Origin of the sequence: Plesiomonas sp., from assembly GCF_051650925.1 — a bacterium.
In the GTDB taxonomy this organism is placed as follows: domain Bacteria; phylum Pseudomonadota; class Gammaproteobacteria; order Enterobacterales; family CAMTGL01; genus Plesiomonas.
Genome location: NZ_JBOFRH010000239.1, coordinates 1 through 15,470, shown reverse-complemented (window position 1 = coordinate 15,470; position 15,470 = coordinate 1). Strand labels below are relative to the sequence as shown.

Sequence of the window (15,470 nt, the reverse complement as noted above, 5' to 3'; positions counted from 1 at the left end):
GAAAAATCAGGGAAAGGTAATCTTAACCACGTCGACAGGATGCGGCACTGCAGAAATGCAAAGCAACAAGGACACGCCAAGGATTACGGCGATGGCGTCAGGATGACCCATCAAGAATTCAGGATGAATTCACCGGAAATGGATGTCTGAAAGGAACACTTAACAGCAATGTTAAGGCCATCAACAGGATGCTGATGGGTTAAGGATGACACAGGACACACGTCAGGATGGCGTGCAAGGAACAAGCCTCAGGATGAGGTTACGGATAACTTCAGGATGAAGTCAGGGACACCTCCAGGACGGAGAAGTGAGTCGATTCAAGGATGTAAGCGACAGCGCAAGGAATGGCACAAGGAAGATCGTCAGGATGACGAACGGACAGCTTCACGGATTGAAGAACAAAGGACAAGCCCGAGGATGGGGTGAGTTTCAAGGAGTGATGCAGGGAGCACACTTTGCAGCAGGATAAGCTGTAGCTAGACCTGAGGGGGTATCGCAGTGCGGTACCCCTTCTTCTATTCCGTTTACGTTTATTCTCACTTCTGCCTGTTTTATATTGCGGTATTTACCAAGATGTAACAGTCACATCAATAAAAACACATCATGTTCTCTTTTTTTGCCTTAAAGCACCCTCTGTTCACGGTGTGTTAACCGTAAAAACAACGCATAAATAAACATTTTGTGCTACATAAGTCATTAAATCCTCAATTTTCCTGTTTTTGAACTTGACAAGTTACCGGTAACTCTCATTTTTAAAATAGTCAATGTCTTACTTTTGTGTAGGATATTTCTTACAAAGACTGTGGGAATATCCCTATAATGTGTGTAAGTACTCAAAAAGAGTTATCTAGGTAAACTATTTAAAATCATGTAGTTATGTAAAGTTGGTCAAGAAACATTCTGAAATAGTTATTTTCATCTTGTGATAGAGGCATTGAGCTAAGCCTGTAAGCGGGTATGATTACTTCATCGAAACGAATTCGATAGTCTTTAGGAAAGCAGACTTTCTCAGGAAGAGAAGCAAAAAGGATTACCCCGTAAGGATTCGGGTGCGCTGACAGGATGTGAGCGATTAAGGACGATGCAAGGATACACTTCAGGATGAAGTTTAGGATGCTGCCTCAGGATGAGGAAGTGGACGCTTTAGGATGAAGCTTAAGGACACCTCCAGGACGGAGAAGGATATCAGACATGAAGTCTGGTAGCGCAAGGATGGCTCAGGATGACACGCCAGGATAGCGTAAAGGACAGCCCCACGGATGCGGGGATCACAAGGAACACATCAACGGATTTGATGCTTATCACGGAGTGATGCAGGGAGCACCTGTGCAGCAGGATAAGCTGTAGCAAGACCAGAAAGGGATGCCGGAAACGGTATCCCTTTCTCTATTTTGTATTTTTGTTTTGTGTCAGTGCAGTTTTTTATGCAATTTAAGCAGGGCATTGACCAGTGAGTCAGGTGCCTGTTTTTGTTGTAACAGCGTAAAAATTTGCTGCCGTAACAAAGGCTGGGTGATCACTTCAGGATAGAGTTGTTCAAACAAGCTTGAGTTTCCCAGTGCCTGTAAATAGGGCTGTAACAGTGCCGGCGAATTTAACCGATGCGGTAAGCGGGCTGTTAATACAATTAACCATGCATCGGCATTATCGTGCTGTAATTGGTGCTGTATAAATGTCTGCTGCTCGTCAGAATCAGGTGCATATGCCAAAGCCCGCAGCAGTAGCAACTGATCATCTTGTGTTGCACTGCGGGTTAAACGTGCAAACAGTATTTCGGCTACCTCAGCACTGATCTCAGTCTGTTCAAGACATAAACACAGTGCCTGCAGTGGAACACTCGGCATGGCATTGATAGCCCGGCACAGCATGATCTGGTGCTGATCCGTACGATCGCGCGTGATCACCTCTGCCAGCCCCTGCAACCCCACATCCTGCCACTGCTGCCAGCCCATCTCACCAGAAAGATAGCGTTGTGCGGGCAGATAAAAACGCGAAGGTGCTTGTTGATGCGTGTATGACAAGCGTGCATGAAACATCGCCATTCTCTCAGGGCTTGGTTGCCAATGCTGCGGATGTTCAGCAAGCGCTTTTTTATCCTCTTCGTTAGGGGTTTTCTCTAGCTTATTACCCAATGTGCGCTGTAACAGGCGAGCAAAACGCGCACACTCTTCGGGAATCAGCATGCCATTTTCATCGAGTGACAGCGTTAAAAACCAGATACAGGGTTCTGTTGTGTCAGTAGTTTTTGCTTGGCTATCACCCGATGCTGGTTTTTCAGAAGATAAACAGAGATTGGCATGCGGCGTACAGATCAGTGCCAGTCTAGCCTGTCCGCGCAGCGGATAAGGGTAAGGCCGCTGCTGATTTTCCAGTAACGAAAAGGTGGATAACGCCAGCGAATGCGGGCGGCGACCTAAATCGTAAAAGGTTGCATTCACATCGGCAAAGGTCAGTAGTTCGGTCAGTGCAGCTGTCATGACGGGGTATCTGCTCGGGCAAGTTAACGTTAAAGGCTAAATTATAGGGAGGATAACGGTTCGGTGATATGCTTGGCCGCCCTTTTTTAACCTAGAGGTGATGATGGATCGCTATCAACATGCATCTTTATTATTAGACAATATTCAGCAAGCACTGGTTACGCTCGATTTATGGCAGGTCATGCCGCCTGAGGCTGCTGCGTTTAAAAGCACCGAGCCGTTCAGTATTGATACCATGTCAGCCGAGCAGTGGTTGCAGTGGGTATTTGTGCCACGTATGCAGGCGCTGCTTGATGCAAAAGCCCCTTTCCCTGCGCGTTTTTCGATTACACCTTATGTGGAAGAGGCGCTAAAAAACCATCCACACATTTCCCTGTTATTAGCTCCATTGCAGGAGCTTGACCGTCTGTTTACGCGAGAAGCCTGATGCCAGAGTCTGTACCGTTGAATCCGTTAACCTCCGCCGATCTCCCTGATAGCGTGATCTCCTCTGAATCAGAAGAGAGCGAAGCGTTTAATACGCCCATTGATCCCGATATTACCCTACCGATTTTGTATCAGGATGAGCACATTATCGCGATAAATAAACCGGCAGGGTGGCTGGTGCACCGCAGTTGGCTTGATCGCCATGAAAAAGTGGTCGTGATGCAGACGGTACGTAATCAGATTGGCCAGCATGTTTTTACCGTGCATCGCCTTGATCGCCCCACATCAGGTATTTTGCTGATGGCACTGTCGAGTGAGGTTGCACGCACGTTATCCGGTATGTTTGAGCAGCAGCAGATAAAGAAAACCTATCATGCGGTGGTTCGCGGCTATCTTGAAGGTGAAGCGGTACTGGATTACCCGCTGGTGGAAGAGCTCGATAAGATCGCCGATAAATTTGCTAGCCAAGAGCGAACCGCACAACCGGCCGTTACGCATTATCGCGTGCTGGCGAAAGTAGAGACCCCGTATCCGGCAGGGCGCTATGAAACCACACGTTACAGTTTGGTTGAACTGAAACCTGAAACCGGCCGGAAACATCAATTGCGCCGCCATATGGCCCACTTGCGCCACCCGATTATGGGCGATTCAAGCCACGGCGATTTAAAGCAAAACCGCGCCCTGAAAGCCAATTTTGGTGCTGGCCGTTTGATGCTGCATGCTAGTGAATTGATGCTCAATCACCCTGTAACGGGTGAGCCATTGCACATCACAGCGCCGTGGGATGAAACATGGCAACACTTGATGCAACAATTTGACTGGTCTGTGTAAGATCCTGTGACGTAATCGACTTGCACAACACCCCGCAACACGGCAGGATGGTTGAAATACCTAACAAAAGGAAACTGCATGGCCAGGGTGGGGATTTTTGTCGGAACTGTGTATGGAAACGCGCAGCTGGTTGCCGATGAAGCCGAACGGATTTTACGTGTCGCCGGACACGATGCGAACATCTATGAAGAAGGGTCGCTCGAAGACTGGCAACAATACTTGGAAGCCGTGGTGTTGGTGGTCACCTCAACCACTGGGCAAGGAGATTTGCCCGATACAATTGCCCCGTTATACCTCGCTATGCAAGATACCGGATTGTGGCAACCTAAATTGCGGTATGGCGTGATAGCTCTTGGTGATAGTAGCTATGAAACCTTCTGCGGTGCAGGTAAGCAATTTGATACACTGCTGCATGAGCAGGGCGCACAGCGGATACAGGAGCGTCTAGAGTTGGATGCTACCTCCCATCCTGAACCTGAGCTCACCGCTCGTGAGTGGATTGAAGCTTTTTCACGCGCAATCTAAATGCCACAAAAAACCCGCAACGGCGGGTTTTTTGTTATCTGCACCGCTGAGTTTTAGCGCGCTGAGTTCTATCGTGTTACGTTCAGCCTTGTGGAGTTTGGTTTTATTGGGTTGTCCTGATAGGGTTATCCGGTACAGTGTTTTATCCTGCTAATTGGGCTTTTCTCCCTCTTTTTTTCCCTGACTGCTGCTGTTTTCTTTTTAACCGAACCGGTTTTCAGATTGGTGTTACTGAGTATTTTTACCGGTAATAGCTGTCATCTGTTGAAGTCATTGCTGCTACCATTGGTACTCATTACTATTGGCTGAATCGATCTGACGCTTGTTTTTATGTCGGTAACGGTGCATTTATAATATAAAAACGTGATCACTGGCACGTTATTGGGTCTGCACTTGCCGTTTTAATGGCGACTCTGAGAAAATGATTCCCTATTTCGTGTTTTGTCCTTCCGCCCTGCTAATTTTCAGGAGTAGAAAATGCCTTCTCGCAAAGAACTTGCTAATGCCATCCGTGTACTGAGTATGGATGCCGTACAAAAAGCCAACTCGGGTCACCCCGGCGCTCCTATGGGAATGGCCGACATTGCCGAAGTTCTGTGGCGTGATTTTTTAAAGCACAACCCGACCAACCCTGCATGGGCTGATCGCGACCGTTTTATCCTCTCTAACGGTCATGGTTCAATGCTGATTTACAGCTTGCTGCACCTGAGCGGTTACGATCTCTCTATTGATGATTTGAAGCAGTTCCGTCAACTGCATTCACGCACCCCAGGTCATCCTGAATATGGCTATGCACCGGGTATTGAGACCACCACTGGCCCGTTAGGTCAGGGCATTACCAATGCGGTGGGCATGGCAATGGCGGAAAAAGCGCTAGCGGCACAGTTTAACCGCCCAGGCCACGACATTGTTGACCACTTCACCTACTGTTTCTTGGGTGATGGCTGCATGATGGAAGGCATTTCACACGAAGCTTGTTCACTGGCCGGTACACTGGGTCTGGGTAAACTGGTTGCGTTCTATGATGACAACGGTATCTCTATCGATGGTCATGTAGAAGGTTGGTTCACTGATGATACCGGTATGCGTTTTGAAGCGTATGGCTGGCATGTTATTCGTGGTGTTGATGGCCACAATGCAACGGCCATTAAAGCGGCGGTTGAAGAAGCGCGTGCGGTGACGGATAAGCCATCACTGATCATCTGCAAAACTATCATTGGTTTTGGCTCACCAAACAAATCCGGTTCGCACGATTGCCACGGTTCACCATTGGGTGACAAAGAAATTGCCGCAGCACGTGAGTTCTTGGGCTGGAAAGAAGAGCCGTTTGTTATCCCAACGGATATTTATGCGCAGTGGGATGCCAAAGAGCAAGGCACAGCGAAAGAGCAGCAGTGGGATGCGCAATTTGCCGCGTACCGTGCCGCATTCCCTGAACTGGCCGCTGAGTTTGATCGTCGCGTAATCAAAGGCGAACTACCAGCTAACTGGGCTGAAGCATCTACACAGTTCATTGAGCACCTGCAAGCGAATCCGGCGAAAATTGCCAGCCGTAAAGCATCACAAAATACACTCGAAGCATTCGGTAAATTGCTACCAGAGTTCATGGGTGGTTCTGCTGACTTAGCGCCGTCTAACCTGACCATGTGGTCTGGTTCTAAATCGCTTAGCGGTAACGATATGGCCGGTAACTACATTCACTACGGTGTGCGTGAGTTCGGTATGTCAGCCATTATGAACGGTATTGCACTACACGGTGGTTTCATTCCTTACGGCGCAACTTTCCTGATGTTTATGGAATATGCCCGTAATGCCCTGCGTATGGCAGCGCTGATGAAGCAACGCGCTATTTTTGTCTATACCCATGACTCTATTGGTCTGGGTGAAGATGGCCCGACTCACCAACCGGTTGAGCAAATTGCCTCTTTGCGTCTGACACCAAACATGAGCACATGGCGTCCGTGTGATCAGGTTGAATCTGCAGTCGCGTGGAAATATGCCATTGAGCGTCAAGATGGCCCATCAGCACTGATCTTCTCTCGTCAAAATCTGGCGCAGATGGATCGTAACGCAACGCAACTGGCTGATGTTGCTCGCGGTGGTTATGTACTCAAAGATTGTACTGGCACGCCGGAGCTTATCTTCATTGCAACCGGTTCAGAAGTTGAGCTGGCCATGCAAGCGGCTGAACAACTGACTGCTGAAGGCCGTCAGGTACGTGTTGTTTCAATGCCGGCAACCGATGTGTTTGATAAGCAAGATGCTGCTTACCGTGAATCTGTTCTGCCAGCGGCGGTAACTGCGCGTGTTGCTGTTGAAGCTGGCATCGCCGATTTCTGGTACAAGTATGTTGGTTTTGGTGGTCGTATTGTTGGTATGACTACCTTCGGTGAGTCAGCACCGGCTGAACTGCTGTTTAAAGAGTTTGGTTTCACTGTAGAAAATGTGGTCGCAAAAGCGAAAGAGATCCTGTAATTAACGTGATGTTAATGACAAAAGCTTGCCGTTATCGCCTTGCATGGCGGTGAGCTTTATCCTGTATTTCTCATCCCTATTTTCAACAAAGAGCTGCCTTAGGCAGCTTTTTTTGTTTAGAGAATATATTTAGGGAAAACCACTTTTAAGGAACACCGCATGGCAATTCGGGTAGCAATTAATGGTTTTGGCCGTATTGGTCGCAGTATTGTTCGAGCCTTGTATGAAAGCGGTAAGCGTGAGCAGATTCACATTGTGGCAATCAATGAGTTAGCCGATCCGGTTGGCATTGCACATTTACTGCAATATGACTCCACACACGGGCGTTTTTCTTGCTGTGTGCACGCAGAGGAAGAGACATTATCGATAGAAGGTGATACGATTCAGCTATTACATATCCGTGAGTTAGCGCAGTTACCGTGGGCGCAATTAAACGTTGATATCGTGCTTGATTGTACCGGAAAGTTTGGCAGCAGGGCTGACGGTGAGCTGCATTTGCAAGCCGGGGCGAAGAAAGTACTTTTTTCGCATCCGGCAGATAATGATATTGATGCCACCGTTATTTATGGTGTGAACCATACCCAGTTACGTGCCAGCGATAAGATAGTCTCGAATGGCTCTTGTACCACCAACTGCATCGTACCGATTATCAAGGTGTTAGATGATGCGTTTGGTATTGATTCCGGCACGATTACCACGATTCACTCGGCCATGCATGATCAACCGGTGATTGATGCCTACCATACTGATTTACGTCGGGCACGTGCGGCAAGCCAGTCAATTATTCCGGTAGATACCAAACTGGCAAAAGGCATTGAACGGATTTTTCCGAAATTTTCCGACAGATTTGAAGCTATCGCTGTGCGAGTGCCCACAATAAATGTCACCGCGATGGATTTAAGTGTGACATTGAGCACGGATGTGAAAGTTTGCAACGTAAACGAGGCCCTGCAACGGGCGGCGCAAACCGCATTACATGGTATAGTTGACTATACTGAAGCACCTTTAGTTTCGATTGATTTTAATCACGATAGCCATAGCGCGATTGTGGATGGAACACAAACCCGTGTCAGTGGGCAGCGGTTGGTAAAAACGCTGGTCTGGTGCGATAACGAGTGGGGGTTTGCCAACCGAATGTTGGATACCACACGCGTTATGGCAGAGATAGGGTTGTAAACGATACTGATTGTTAACGTGTAGATATCGGCAAAATAGCCACAGTGTTTGGCACTATGATGACTTTTACCGTCTGCATTTAAAATCTTCATGGAATTAAAAAGAGGACTCACCATGTCTGTTATTAACATGACTGATCTGGAACTGGCTGGAAAACGTGTACTGATCCGTGCTGACCTGAACGTACCTGTAAAAGAGGGCAAAGTGACCTCTGATGCACGTATCCGTGCTTCTCTCCCGACCATTGAACTGGCCCTGAAACAAGGCGCATCTGTGATGGTCACGTCTCACTTAGGTCGTCCGACTGAAGGTGAGTACAACGAAGAGTTCTCTTTACTGCCTGTTGTAAACTATTTGAAAGATGTACTGGATGCACCTGTGCGTCTGGCAAAAGACTATCTTGATGGCGTTGATGTTGCTGCCGGTGAGCTGGTGGTTCTGGAAAACGTTCGCTTCAACAAAGGCGAAAAGAAAGACGACGAAGCGCTGTCAAAGAAATATGCAGCACTGTGTGATGTTTTTGTGATGGATGCTTTTGGTACTGCGCACCGCGCACAAGCGTCTACCCACGGCGTAGCAAAATTTGCCCCTATCGCTTGTTCAGGCCCGCTGCTGTCAGCAGAGCTTGATGCACTGGGCAAAGCAATGAAAGAGCCGGCTCGCCCGATGATCGCTATCGTTGGTGGTTCAAAAGTATCAACCAAACTGACCGTTCTTGAGTCACTGTCTAAAATTGCTGATCAGCTGGTTGTCGGTGGCGGTATCGCTAACACCTTTATTGCTGCGGCAGGCCACAACGTGGGTAAATCCCTGTGTGAAGCTGACTTGCTTGATACAGCTAAGAAGCTGGCGGCCGAGTGTGACATTCCAGTAACCACAGATGTTGTTGTGGGTAAAGAGTTCTCTGAAACGACTCCAGCCACCATCAAAGCGGTGAGCGATGTTTCTGATGATGACATGATCTTTGATATCGGCCCAGATTCTGCAGAAGTGCTGGCTGAGATCATCATGAATGCGAAAACCATTTTGTGGAACGGCCCAGTGGGTGTGTTTGAGTTTGACCAGTTTGCAAAAGGTACGGAAGTTATCGCACGCGCAATCGCTGCGTCTCCGGCATTCTCTATTGCAGGTGGTGGCGATACACTGGCAGCTATCGACAAGTTTGGTATTGCTGATCAAGTCTCTTACATCTCTACCGGTGGTGGCGCTTTCCTTGAGTTCGTTGAGGGTAAAGTACTGCCAGCAGTCGCTATGCTCGAAGCACGCGCTAAAGCGTAATATTACCGACGGGAGGCAAATGCCTCCCGCTCTTTGTGGCTGACTATTATGAATAGTCAGCACAAACGTCTTATTGATTCAATCACGGCTGACGATACAGGACTAGGAACATGTCTAAAATTTTCGATTTCGTAAAACCAGGCGTTATCACTGGCGATGACGTACAGAAAGTTTTTGCAGTTGCAAAAGCGAACCAATTTGCTCTGCCTGCGGTAAACGTAGTAGGTACTGACTCTGTTAACGCCGTACTGGAAGCTGCAGCGAAAGTTCGTGCGCCAGTGATCGTTCAGTTCTCTAACGGTGGTGCTCAGTTCTTCGCGGGTAAAGGTCTGAAACTTGAAGGCCAGCAAGCCGCGATTCTGGGTGCAATCACAGGTGCGCAACACGTTCACGCTGTTGCTGAAGCCTACGGTGTGCCGGTTATTCTGCACACTGACCATGCAGCGAAAAAACTGCTGCCATGGATCGATGGCCTGCTTGATGCGGGTGAAAAGCACTTCGCACAAACCGGTAAGCCACTGTTCTCTTCTCACATGCTGGATTTGTCAGAAGAGTCACTGGAAGAGAACATCGACATTTGCTGCGAGTACCTGACTCGTATGGCAAAAATGAACATGACTCTGGAACTGGAACTCGGTTGCACCGGTGGTGAAGAAGATGGCGTAGACAACAGCCATCTGGATCAGTCATCTCTGTACACCCAACCAGAAGATGTGGCTTACGCTTACGAGCGTCTGAGCGCAATCAGCCCACGTTTCACTATCGCTGCCTCTTTCGGTAACGTACACGGTGTATACAAGCCGGGTAACGTGAAGCTGACTCCATCTATTCTGGATGCTTCTCAAAAATTCGTATCTGAGAAATTCGGTCTGCCAGCAAAAAGCCTAGACTTCGTATTCCACGGTGGTTCAGGTTCTACGGCAGAAGAGATCTCTGAATCTATCAGCTACGGCGTAGTGAAAATGAACATCGATACCGATACCCAGTGGGCAACATGGGAAGGTGTTCTGGGTTACTACAAAACGAACGAAGCTTACCTGCAAGGTCAACTGGGTAACCCAGATGGCGCTGATAAGCCAAACAAAAAGTACTATGATCCACGTGCATGGCTGCGTGCTGCACAAAGCACCATGATTGCTCGTTTGGAAAAAGCATTTAAAGAGCTGAACGCGGTTGACGTTCTGTAATTTATTGCCTAATTATATTTAATATTAAGCCACTGTTTTTCAGTGGCTTTTTTTTGTTTACATTTTTCTTTTCGCGCTGATTTTGGGTCTGTAAATTCAGTAGTAAAACCTATTTATGCAGTGTAGCTGTGGGAAAAATAACCATAATTTATTTTACGGTATATTCATTTTTCTGATTTGTCTTATTGCATATCGCGTTATATCCGTTTACTTTTCCTTCCTTCAACAGCCCATGAATTTGGCAATATTGCCTGTTTAGCTTACTATGTGCGGCTTGTTATTTTTGTTTTTATACGTAATGCGACTTACACTGGTTATTTAAAATACCTGTTTTTATCATGTTCTGATGTCATCATGAATGAAATAGGTTTACGCCGTGCCATTGTATTGGGCGCATTACAATAATATTTTTGTGATAAACAGTGACAACACAGAGGAAATAGAATGAAGCCGACCGAACCTTTAAATCCGCTCGATCCGCTTGATGTGGTAGACACTATTCAGCACGCCGGTAACTGGGTTGTTGATAATCAGGGGTTACTGATTCAGTATGCCGTTAACCTTGTCGCTGCATTTTTAATCTTTATTTTCGGCTGGTTGGTGGCACGTATTGTGTCAAACACCATCAACAAACTGATGCTGAAAAAAGGTATGGATCGCGCAGTCAGCCATTTTGTGCGCTCACTGGTGCGTTATGCCATTATTGTTTTCACCCTGATGGCTGCGCTCGGCCGCTTGGGTGTTGAGACCTCATCAGTTATTGCGGTTATTGGTGCGGCAGGTTTAGCGGTAGGTTTAGCGCTGCAAGGCTCACTGTCTAACTTTGCTGCCGGTGTATTGATTGTGGGTTTCCGCCCGTTCCGTGCCGGTGATTTTGTTGATCTGGGCGGTGTATCCGGTACTGTTGAAAGCGTACAAATTTTCTCTACCATTATTTGTACCGGTGATAAGAAAACGGTCATTATTCCGAATGCGGCAATTATGAGCGGTAAGATTATTAATTTCTCTTTGGAAGAGAATCGTCGTGTTGATTTGCTGATTAGCGTAGGTTATGAAGCCGATATTGATCAGGTAAAAGAGGTATTAGCTTCGGTCGTTAATGCTGATGACCGTATTTTAGCTGATTTAGGCTGTACAATTCGTATGATGACCATGGGTGCATCGTCATTAGATTTCGTGGTTCGCCCATGGGTTAAAAATGCCGATTACTGGAATGTTTATTTTGATCTGATGGAGAATATTAAAAAAGCGCTTGATGCTAATAATATTAATATTCCTTATCCGCAAATGGATGTTCATGTTCGTCAGCAAAATAAAATCGGTGAATAATCGTTCACCAAAACAATGGCTGATACGGTGAGTTATCCGTATCGCCAAGATAAAAAAGCGCCCACAGTGGCGCTTTTTTATTGGATGCCGCAAAATAAACTAAACCCGCCGAAGCGGGTTTAGGAGGATACAGAGTATGTGGCCGTTTTTATTCGGCTGCGTAGCCCTGTTCCGGTAATGGTTTACCGTCCATCCAAGCTTGGTTTTCCTGATAGCTTAAGCGGCCATCAAGATACCAGTTAATCACCAACGGATAGCTGCGGTGTTCCTGTTCCTGCACCCGCTGAGCAACCTCAGCAGCCGTGTCATCTTCAAAAATCGGTACTTGTGCTTGCAGAATGATCGGGCCGCCATCGAGCTGCTCTGTCACAAAGTGAATGCTGGCTCCGTGCACGGTATCACCTGCATCAATGGCGCGTTGATGCGTATTCAGTCCGCGGTATTTTGGCAACAGCGAAGGGTGAATATTCAGCAGCTTGCCGCTGAACTGTTGTACAAACGCACTGTTGAGTACACGCATAAATCCGGCTAATACCACCAGATCTGGCTGATAGCGGGAAACGGCTTCAGCCAGTGCAGCATCAAAGCTGTCACGGTCGGCAAAATCACGCTGGCGCAGAACTTCGGCCGGAATGTTAGCTGACTGTGCGCGTTCAAGTGCGAAGGCATCAGCGCGATCGCTGATCACTGCAGTGACTTGACCCTGAATACGGCCAGACTCACAGGCATCAAGAATAGCCTGTAAGTTAGAGCCATTGCCGGAAGCTAAAACAACGATATTTTTGGATGACGAATGCATTAACGGATAACCACTTGTTGTTCATGAGAAGTTGCTGTCTCGATAATACCGATTTGCCACGCTTTTTCACCTGCTGATGTCAGAATTTTTAGCGCATTTTCAACTTCAGCCTGTGGAAGGGCAATAATAATGCCGACACCACAGTTAAATGTGCGGTACATTTCGTGCGTAGAGACATTACCGTTCTCTTGTAACCAGTGGAAAATGGCCGGCCATTGCCAGCTACTCTCATCGATCACCGCTTTGGTATTTTCTGGCAGAACGCGTGGGATATTTTCCCAGAAACCACCACCGGTCAGGTGGGCAACGGCATGCAGATTGGCTTGTGCAATCAACTGCAATACTGAACGAACGTAAATACGGGTAGGTTCAAGCAGGTGATCGGCCAGCGGTTTGCCCTCGAGCTCAGTGGTCAGTGGGTCTTGTTCGCTAACGGCCAAAATTTTACGCACTAACGAATAACCGTTTGAGTGCGGGCCACTGGAAGCCAGCGCAATGAGGGCATCGCCCGGCTGCACTTTGCTGCCATCAAGGATCTCTGACTTTTCAACAACGCCGACACAAAAACCGGCGACATCGTAATCTTCACCGTGATACATCCCCGGCATTTCAGCGGTTTCACCGCCAACCAGTGCGCAGCCGGAAAGTTCGCAGCCTTTTGCAATACCGGTGATTACCGATGCGGCAGTGTCGACATCCAGTTTACCGGTTGCATAATAGTCGAGGAAAAACAGGGGCTCTGCACCCTGAACAATCAGATCATTAACGCACATGGCGACCAGATCAATACCGATAGTGTCGTGGCGCTTAAGATCCATCGCCAAACGCAGCTTTGTACCCACACCATCAGTGCCTGAAACCAGAATCGGTTCGCGGTATTTTTGGGGAATAGCACACAGTGCCCCAAAACCACCCAATCCGCCCATAACTTCAGGTCGGCGGGTTCGGCCGACAACACCTTTGATCCGATCAACTAACGCGTTACCTGCATCAATATCTACACCAGCATCTTTGTAGCTCAGGGAGGTCTTGTTGCTCACGGGGATTCCTCGCGGTTTAGTCCAAGGTTTAAACTAGGCGCGGCTATTCTACCAGCGAAGGCAATCGTTTGCGAGGTGTTGCGTAAAAAGCCAGCGAAACAGTTATCAAGATGTAAAAAGAGTCGGGAAGTGGTGAACTTATGCGCAATTAGACAGCGTTTGCTACCGTAGTGCGGCATTTTCGGTGTATAATCCGTCGATTTTATTTCAGGCTGGTGTTAAGGAGTAAGGCGATGAAAGTTGTTGAGGTCAAACATCCTCTGGTGAAACACAAACTGGGGTTGATGCGTGCAGCTGAGATCAGCACTAAGCGTTTCCGAGAACTGGCATCTGAAGTCGGCAGTCTGTTGACGTATGAAGCAACGGCAGATCTGGAAACCGAGAATGTTACCATTGATGGTTGGTGCGGTAAAGTAGAAGTTGAGCAGATCAAAGGTAAGAAGATTACCGTTGTGCCCATTTTACGCGCCGGTTTAGGGATGATGGATGGTGTGTTAGAACACGTGCCGAGTGCCCGTATCAGTGTTGTTGGTATCTATCGGGATGAAGAGACGCTAGAGCCTGTCCCTTACTTCCAAAAATTAGTCTCTAATATTGAAGAGCGTTTGGCACTGGTGGTTGACCCTATGCTGGCAACCGGTGGTTCAATGATTGCAACGATTGATCTGCTGAAAAAAGCCGGTTGTAACAGCATTAAGGTGCTGGTATTGGTTGCGGCACCAGAAGGCATTGCTGCGCTGGAAAAAGCGCATCCAGATATTGAACTGTATTGTGCATCAGTCGATCAGTGTCTAAATGAGCAGGGCTATATTATTCCTGGTCTGGGTGATGCGGGTGATAAAATTTTCGGCACTAAATAAGGTTTTCTGACCTATTGCCATCAACGCCGCGTAATGCGGCGTTTTGCATTTTATCTTTCTGCTGTGTGTCTTTGTATCCCTATAAATACTCTTTTGGGTTTTTATATTCTTGCCTTTATTTTTTGTCTTTTATTTTTTTCTTTCCCTATTATTTAATACTTTTCTTTTTATGGCGTAACAAAGACAGATGATGTTCGTGCCCGATTGCGCTAGGCTGTGACTCTGTTTTGGGTATTTTTATATTCGTTTTTGCTGTTATCAATGAGGTCGACAGGTATGCAGATCAGAAATCTTTTAGCCGGCGGGTTACTGCTGTTCACGGTGGGTGCTCAGGCTGCCGAAATGGGGGATTTTTATCAGGTGCGTATACCGGTCAGCAGTGATCAAATCTCTGATGCCGAACGTGTTCAGGCATTAGACGATATGCTCATTCGTTTCAGTGGATTGCGCACACTTCCGGCAACGCCGGCCTTGAGAACGGCGCAGCAACAGGTGCAACGTTATATCAGCCAAAGTAATATCAGGAATGAGAACGGGGCGCGTACGGTTGATATCAGTTTTGATCAAGGTGGTATACAGCAGCTTGCACATGAGCTGGCGCTACCACAGTGGAGCAGTAACCGGCCAACGTTGATGTTGTGGTTGGTGGATAATCAATCCGGCAACGGTAATGCGGCACAGCGGATCATGCAAGATCAGGAGTACTCGGCAGCCCGTGAGCAGATCCGCGTGGCGGCGATGGCGCGTGGCATTTCAGTATTACTGCCGCTGGGTGATCTTGACGACAATATGGCGGTAACGCCTTCTGATGTGCAGGGATATTTTATCAAGCCAATTGCGCAGGGCAGCGAGCGTTATCAGCCTGATGCAGTTCTGGTGGCAACACTGAATACCGATTCACTGACATGGCGACTCTATGATGGCAAACCTGAAACGCTATTAACGGCGATGCCTGAAGCTCCGGCACACACGCTCACTGGTGCGCCTGATCAGACCGTTGCCGAGATGATCCAGCAAATTGCCGATATTTATGCGCAAAAATCAGGTGATGCGCTTGGCGCAGGTGC

13 protein-coding genes are annotated in these 15,470 nt (G+C 47.7%); 10 read left to right on the top strand and 3 right to left on the bottom strand.

The window, feature by feature from the left end; all coding sequences use genetic code 11:
- Positions 1-1,409 precede the first annotated feature (1,409 nt).
- Positions 1,410-2,477 (bottom strand): DUF3549 family protein, encoded by a 1,068-nt coding sequence (locus tag ACRC27_RS05680; RefSeq protein WP_438639397.1) that lies wholly within the window; start codon positions 2,475-2,477, stop codon positions 1,410-1,412.
- A 103-nt stretch (positions 2,478-2,580) separates the two neighbouring features.
- Here ACRC27_RS05680 and ACRC27_RS05675 point away from each other — a divergent pair, with 103 nt between their 5' ends.
- From ACRC27_RS05675 to mscS, 8 genes are all read left to right on the top strand, one after another.
- The gene (locus tag ACRC27_RS05675) at positions 2,581-2,904 is read left to right on the top strand and encodes a YqcC family protein (protein ID WP_438622852.1); all 324 of its coding nucleotides are present in this window, start codon (positions 2,581-2,583) and stop codon (positions 2,902-2,904) included.
- A complete protein-coding gene (gene truC / locus ACRC27_RS05670; RefSeq protein ID WP_438639396.1) occupies positions 2,904-3,734 on the top strand; it encodes a tRNA pseudouridine(65) synthase TruC in 831 nt (276 codons plus the stop codon). Before ACRC27_RS05675 ends, truC begins: the two co-directional genes overlap by 1 nt.
- Positions 3,735-3,812: 78 nt before the next feature.
- Positions 3,813-4,259 (top strand): flavodoxin, encoded by a 447-nt coding sequence (locus tag ACRC27_RS05665; RefSeq protein ID WP_438622807.1) that lies wholly within the window; start codon positions 3,813-3,815, stop codon positions 4,257-4,259.
- A 477-nt stretch (positions 4,260-4,736) separates the two neighbouring features.
- The gene (gene tkt / locus ACRC27_RS05660) at positions 4,737-6,734 is read left to right on the top strand and encodes a transketolase (protein WP_438629853.1); all 1,998 of its coding nucleotides are present in this window, start codon (positions 4,737-4,739) and stop codon (positions 6,732-6,734) included.
- Positions 6,735-6,893: 159 nt separating this feature from the next.
- On the top strand, positions 6,894-7,910 hold the full coding sequence (gene epd / locus ACRC27_RS05655) for an erythrose-4-phosphate dehydrogenase (protein ID WP_438629851.1): 1,017 nt from the start codon (positions 6,894-6,896) through the stop codon (positions 7,908-7,910).
- Positions 7,911-8,024: 114 nt separating this feature from the next.
- Entirely contained in the window at positions 8,025-9,188 is a 1,164-nt protein-coding gene (gene pgk, locus ACRC27_RS05650) for a phosphoglycerate kinase (protein ID WP_438622810.1), read from the top strand.
- Positions 9,189-9,298: 110 nt separating this feature from the next.
- The gene (gene fbaA, locus ACRC27_RS05645; RefSeq protein ID WP_438622811.1) at positions 9,299-10,375 is read left to right on the top strand and encodes a class II fructose-bisphosphate aldolase; all 1,077 of its coding nucleotides are present in this window, start codon (positions 9,299-9,301) and stop codon (positions 10,373-10,375) included.
- Between the two features lie 444 nt (positions 10,376-10,819).
- Positions 10,820-11,704, top strand: a complete 885-nt coding sequence (gene mscS, locus ACRC27_RS05640; RefSeq protein ID WP_438622812.1) for a small-conductance mechanosensitive channel MscS — start codon at positions 10,820-10,822, stop codon at positions 11,702-11,704.
- Positions 11,705-11,852: 148 nt separating this feature from the next.
- Here mscS and purN read toward each other — a convergent pair whose 3' ends face one another.
- A complete protein-coding gene (gene purN / locus ACRC27_RS05635) occupies positions 11,853-12,503 on the bottom strand; it encodes a phosphoribosylglycinamide formyltransferase (protein WP_438629849.1) in 651 nt (216 codons plus the stop codon).
- Complete coding sequence (purM, locus tag ACRC27_RS05630) at positions 12,503-13,543, bottom strand: phosphoribosylformylglycinamidine cyclo-ligase (protein WP_438622814.1); 1,041 nt, start codon at positions 13,541-13,543, stop codon at positions 12,503-12,505. Before purM ends, purN begins: the two co-directional genes overlap by 1 nt.
- Before the next feature lie 233 nt (positions 13,544-13,776).
- Between purM and upp the strand changes: the two genes are divergently transcribed.
- The gene (gene upp / locus ACRC27_RS05625; RefSeq protein WP_438622815.1) at positions 13,777-14,403 is read left to right on the top strand and encodes a uracil phosphoribosyltransferase; all 627 of its coding nucleotides are present in this window, start codon (positions 13,777-13,779) and stop codon (positions 14,401-14,403) included.
- A 276-nt stretch (positions 14,404-14,679) separates the two neighbouring features.
- On the top strand, positions 14,680-15,470 hold a 791-nt coding region (locus tag ACRC27_RS05620), incomplete at its 3' end, for a DUF2066 domain-containing protein (protein WP_438639395.1).

Bases quoted from the DNA above. Each gene is read 5' to 3' on its own strand.
- ACRC27_RS05680 (WP_438639397.1), bottom strand. From the start codon at position 2,477: ATGACAGCTGCACTGACCGAACTACTGACCTTTGCCGATGTGAATGCA.
- ACRC27_RS05675 (WP_438622852.1), top strand. From the start codon at position 2,581: ATGGATCGCTATCAACATGCATCTTTATTATTAGACAATATTCAGCAA.
- truC (WP_438639396.1), top strand. From the start codon at position 2,904: ATGCCAGAGTCTGTACCGTTGAATCCGTTAACCTCCGCCGATCTCCCT.
- ACRC27_RS05665 (WP_438622807.1), top strand. From the start codon at position 3,813: ATGGCCAGGGTGGGGATTTTTGTCGGAACTGTGTATGGAAACGCGCAG.
- tkt (WP_438629853.1), top strand. From the start codon at position 4,737: ATGCCTTCTCGCAAAGAACTTGCTAATGCCATCCGTGTACTGAGTATG.
- epd (WP_438629851.1), top strand. From the start codon at position 6,894: ATGGCAATTCGGGTAGCAATTAATGGTTTTGGCCGTATTGGTCGCAGT.
- pgk (WP_438622810.1), top strand. From the start codon at position 8,025: ATGTCTGTTATTAACATGACTGATCTGGAACTGGCTGGAAAACGTGTA.
- fbaA (WP_438622811.1), top strand. From the start codon at position 9,299: ATGTCTAAAATTTTCGATTTCGTAAAACCAGGCGTTATCACTGGCGAT.
- mscS (WP_438622812.1), top strand. From the start codon at position 10,820: ATGAAGCCGACCGAACCTTTAAATCCGCTCGATCCGCTTGATGTGGTA.
- purN (WP_438629849.1), bottom strand. From the start codon at position 12,503: ATGCATTCGTCATCCAAAAATATCGTTGTTTTAGCTTCCGGCAATGGC.
- upp (WP_438622815.1), top strand. From the start codon at position 13,777: ATGAAAGTTGTTGAGGTCAAACATCCTCTGGTGAAACACAAACTGGGG.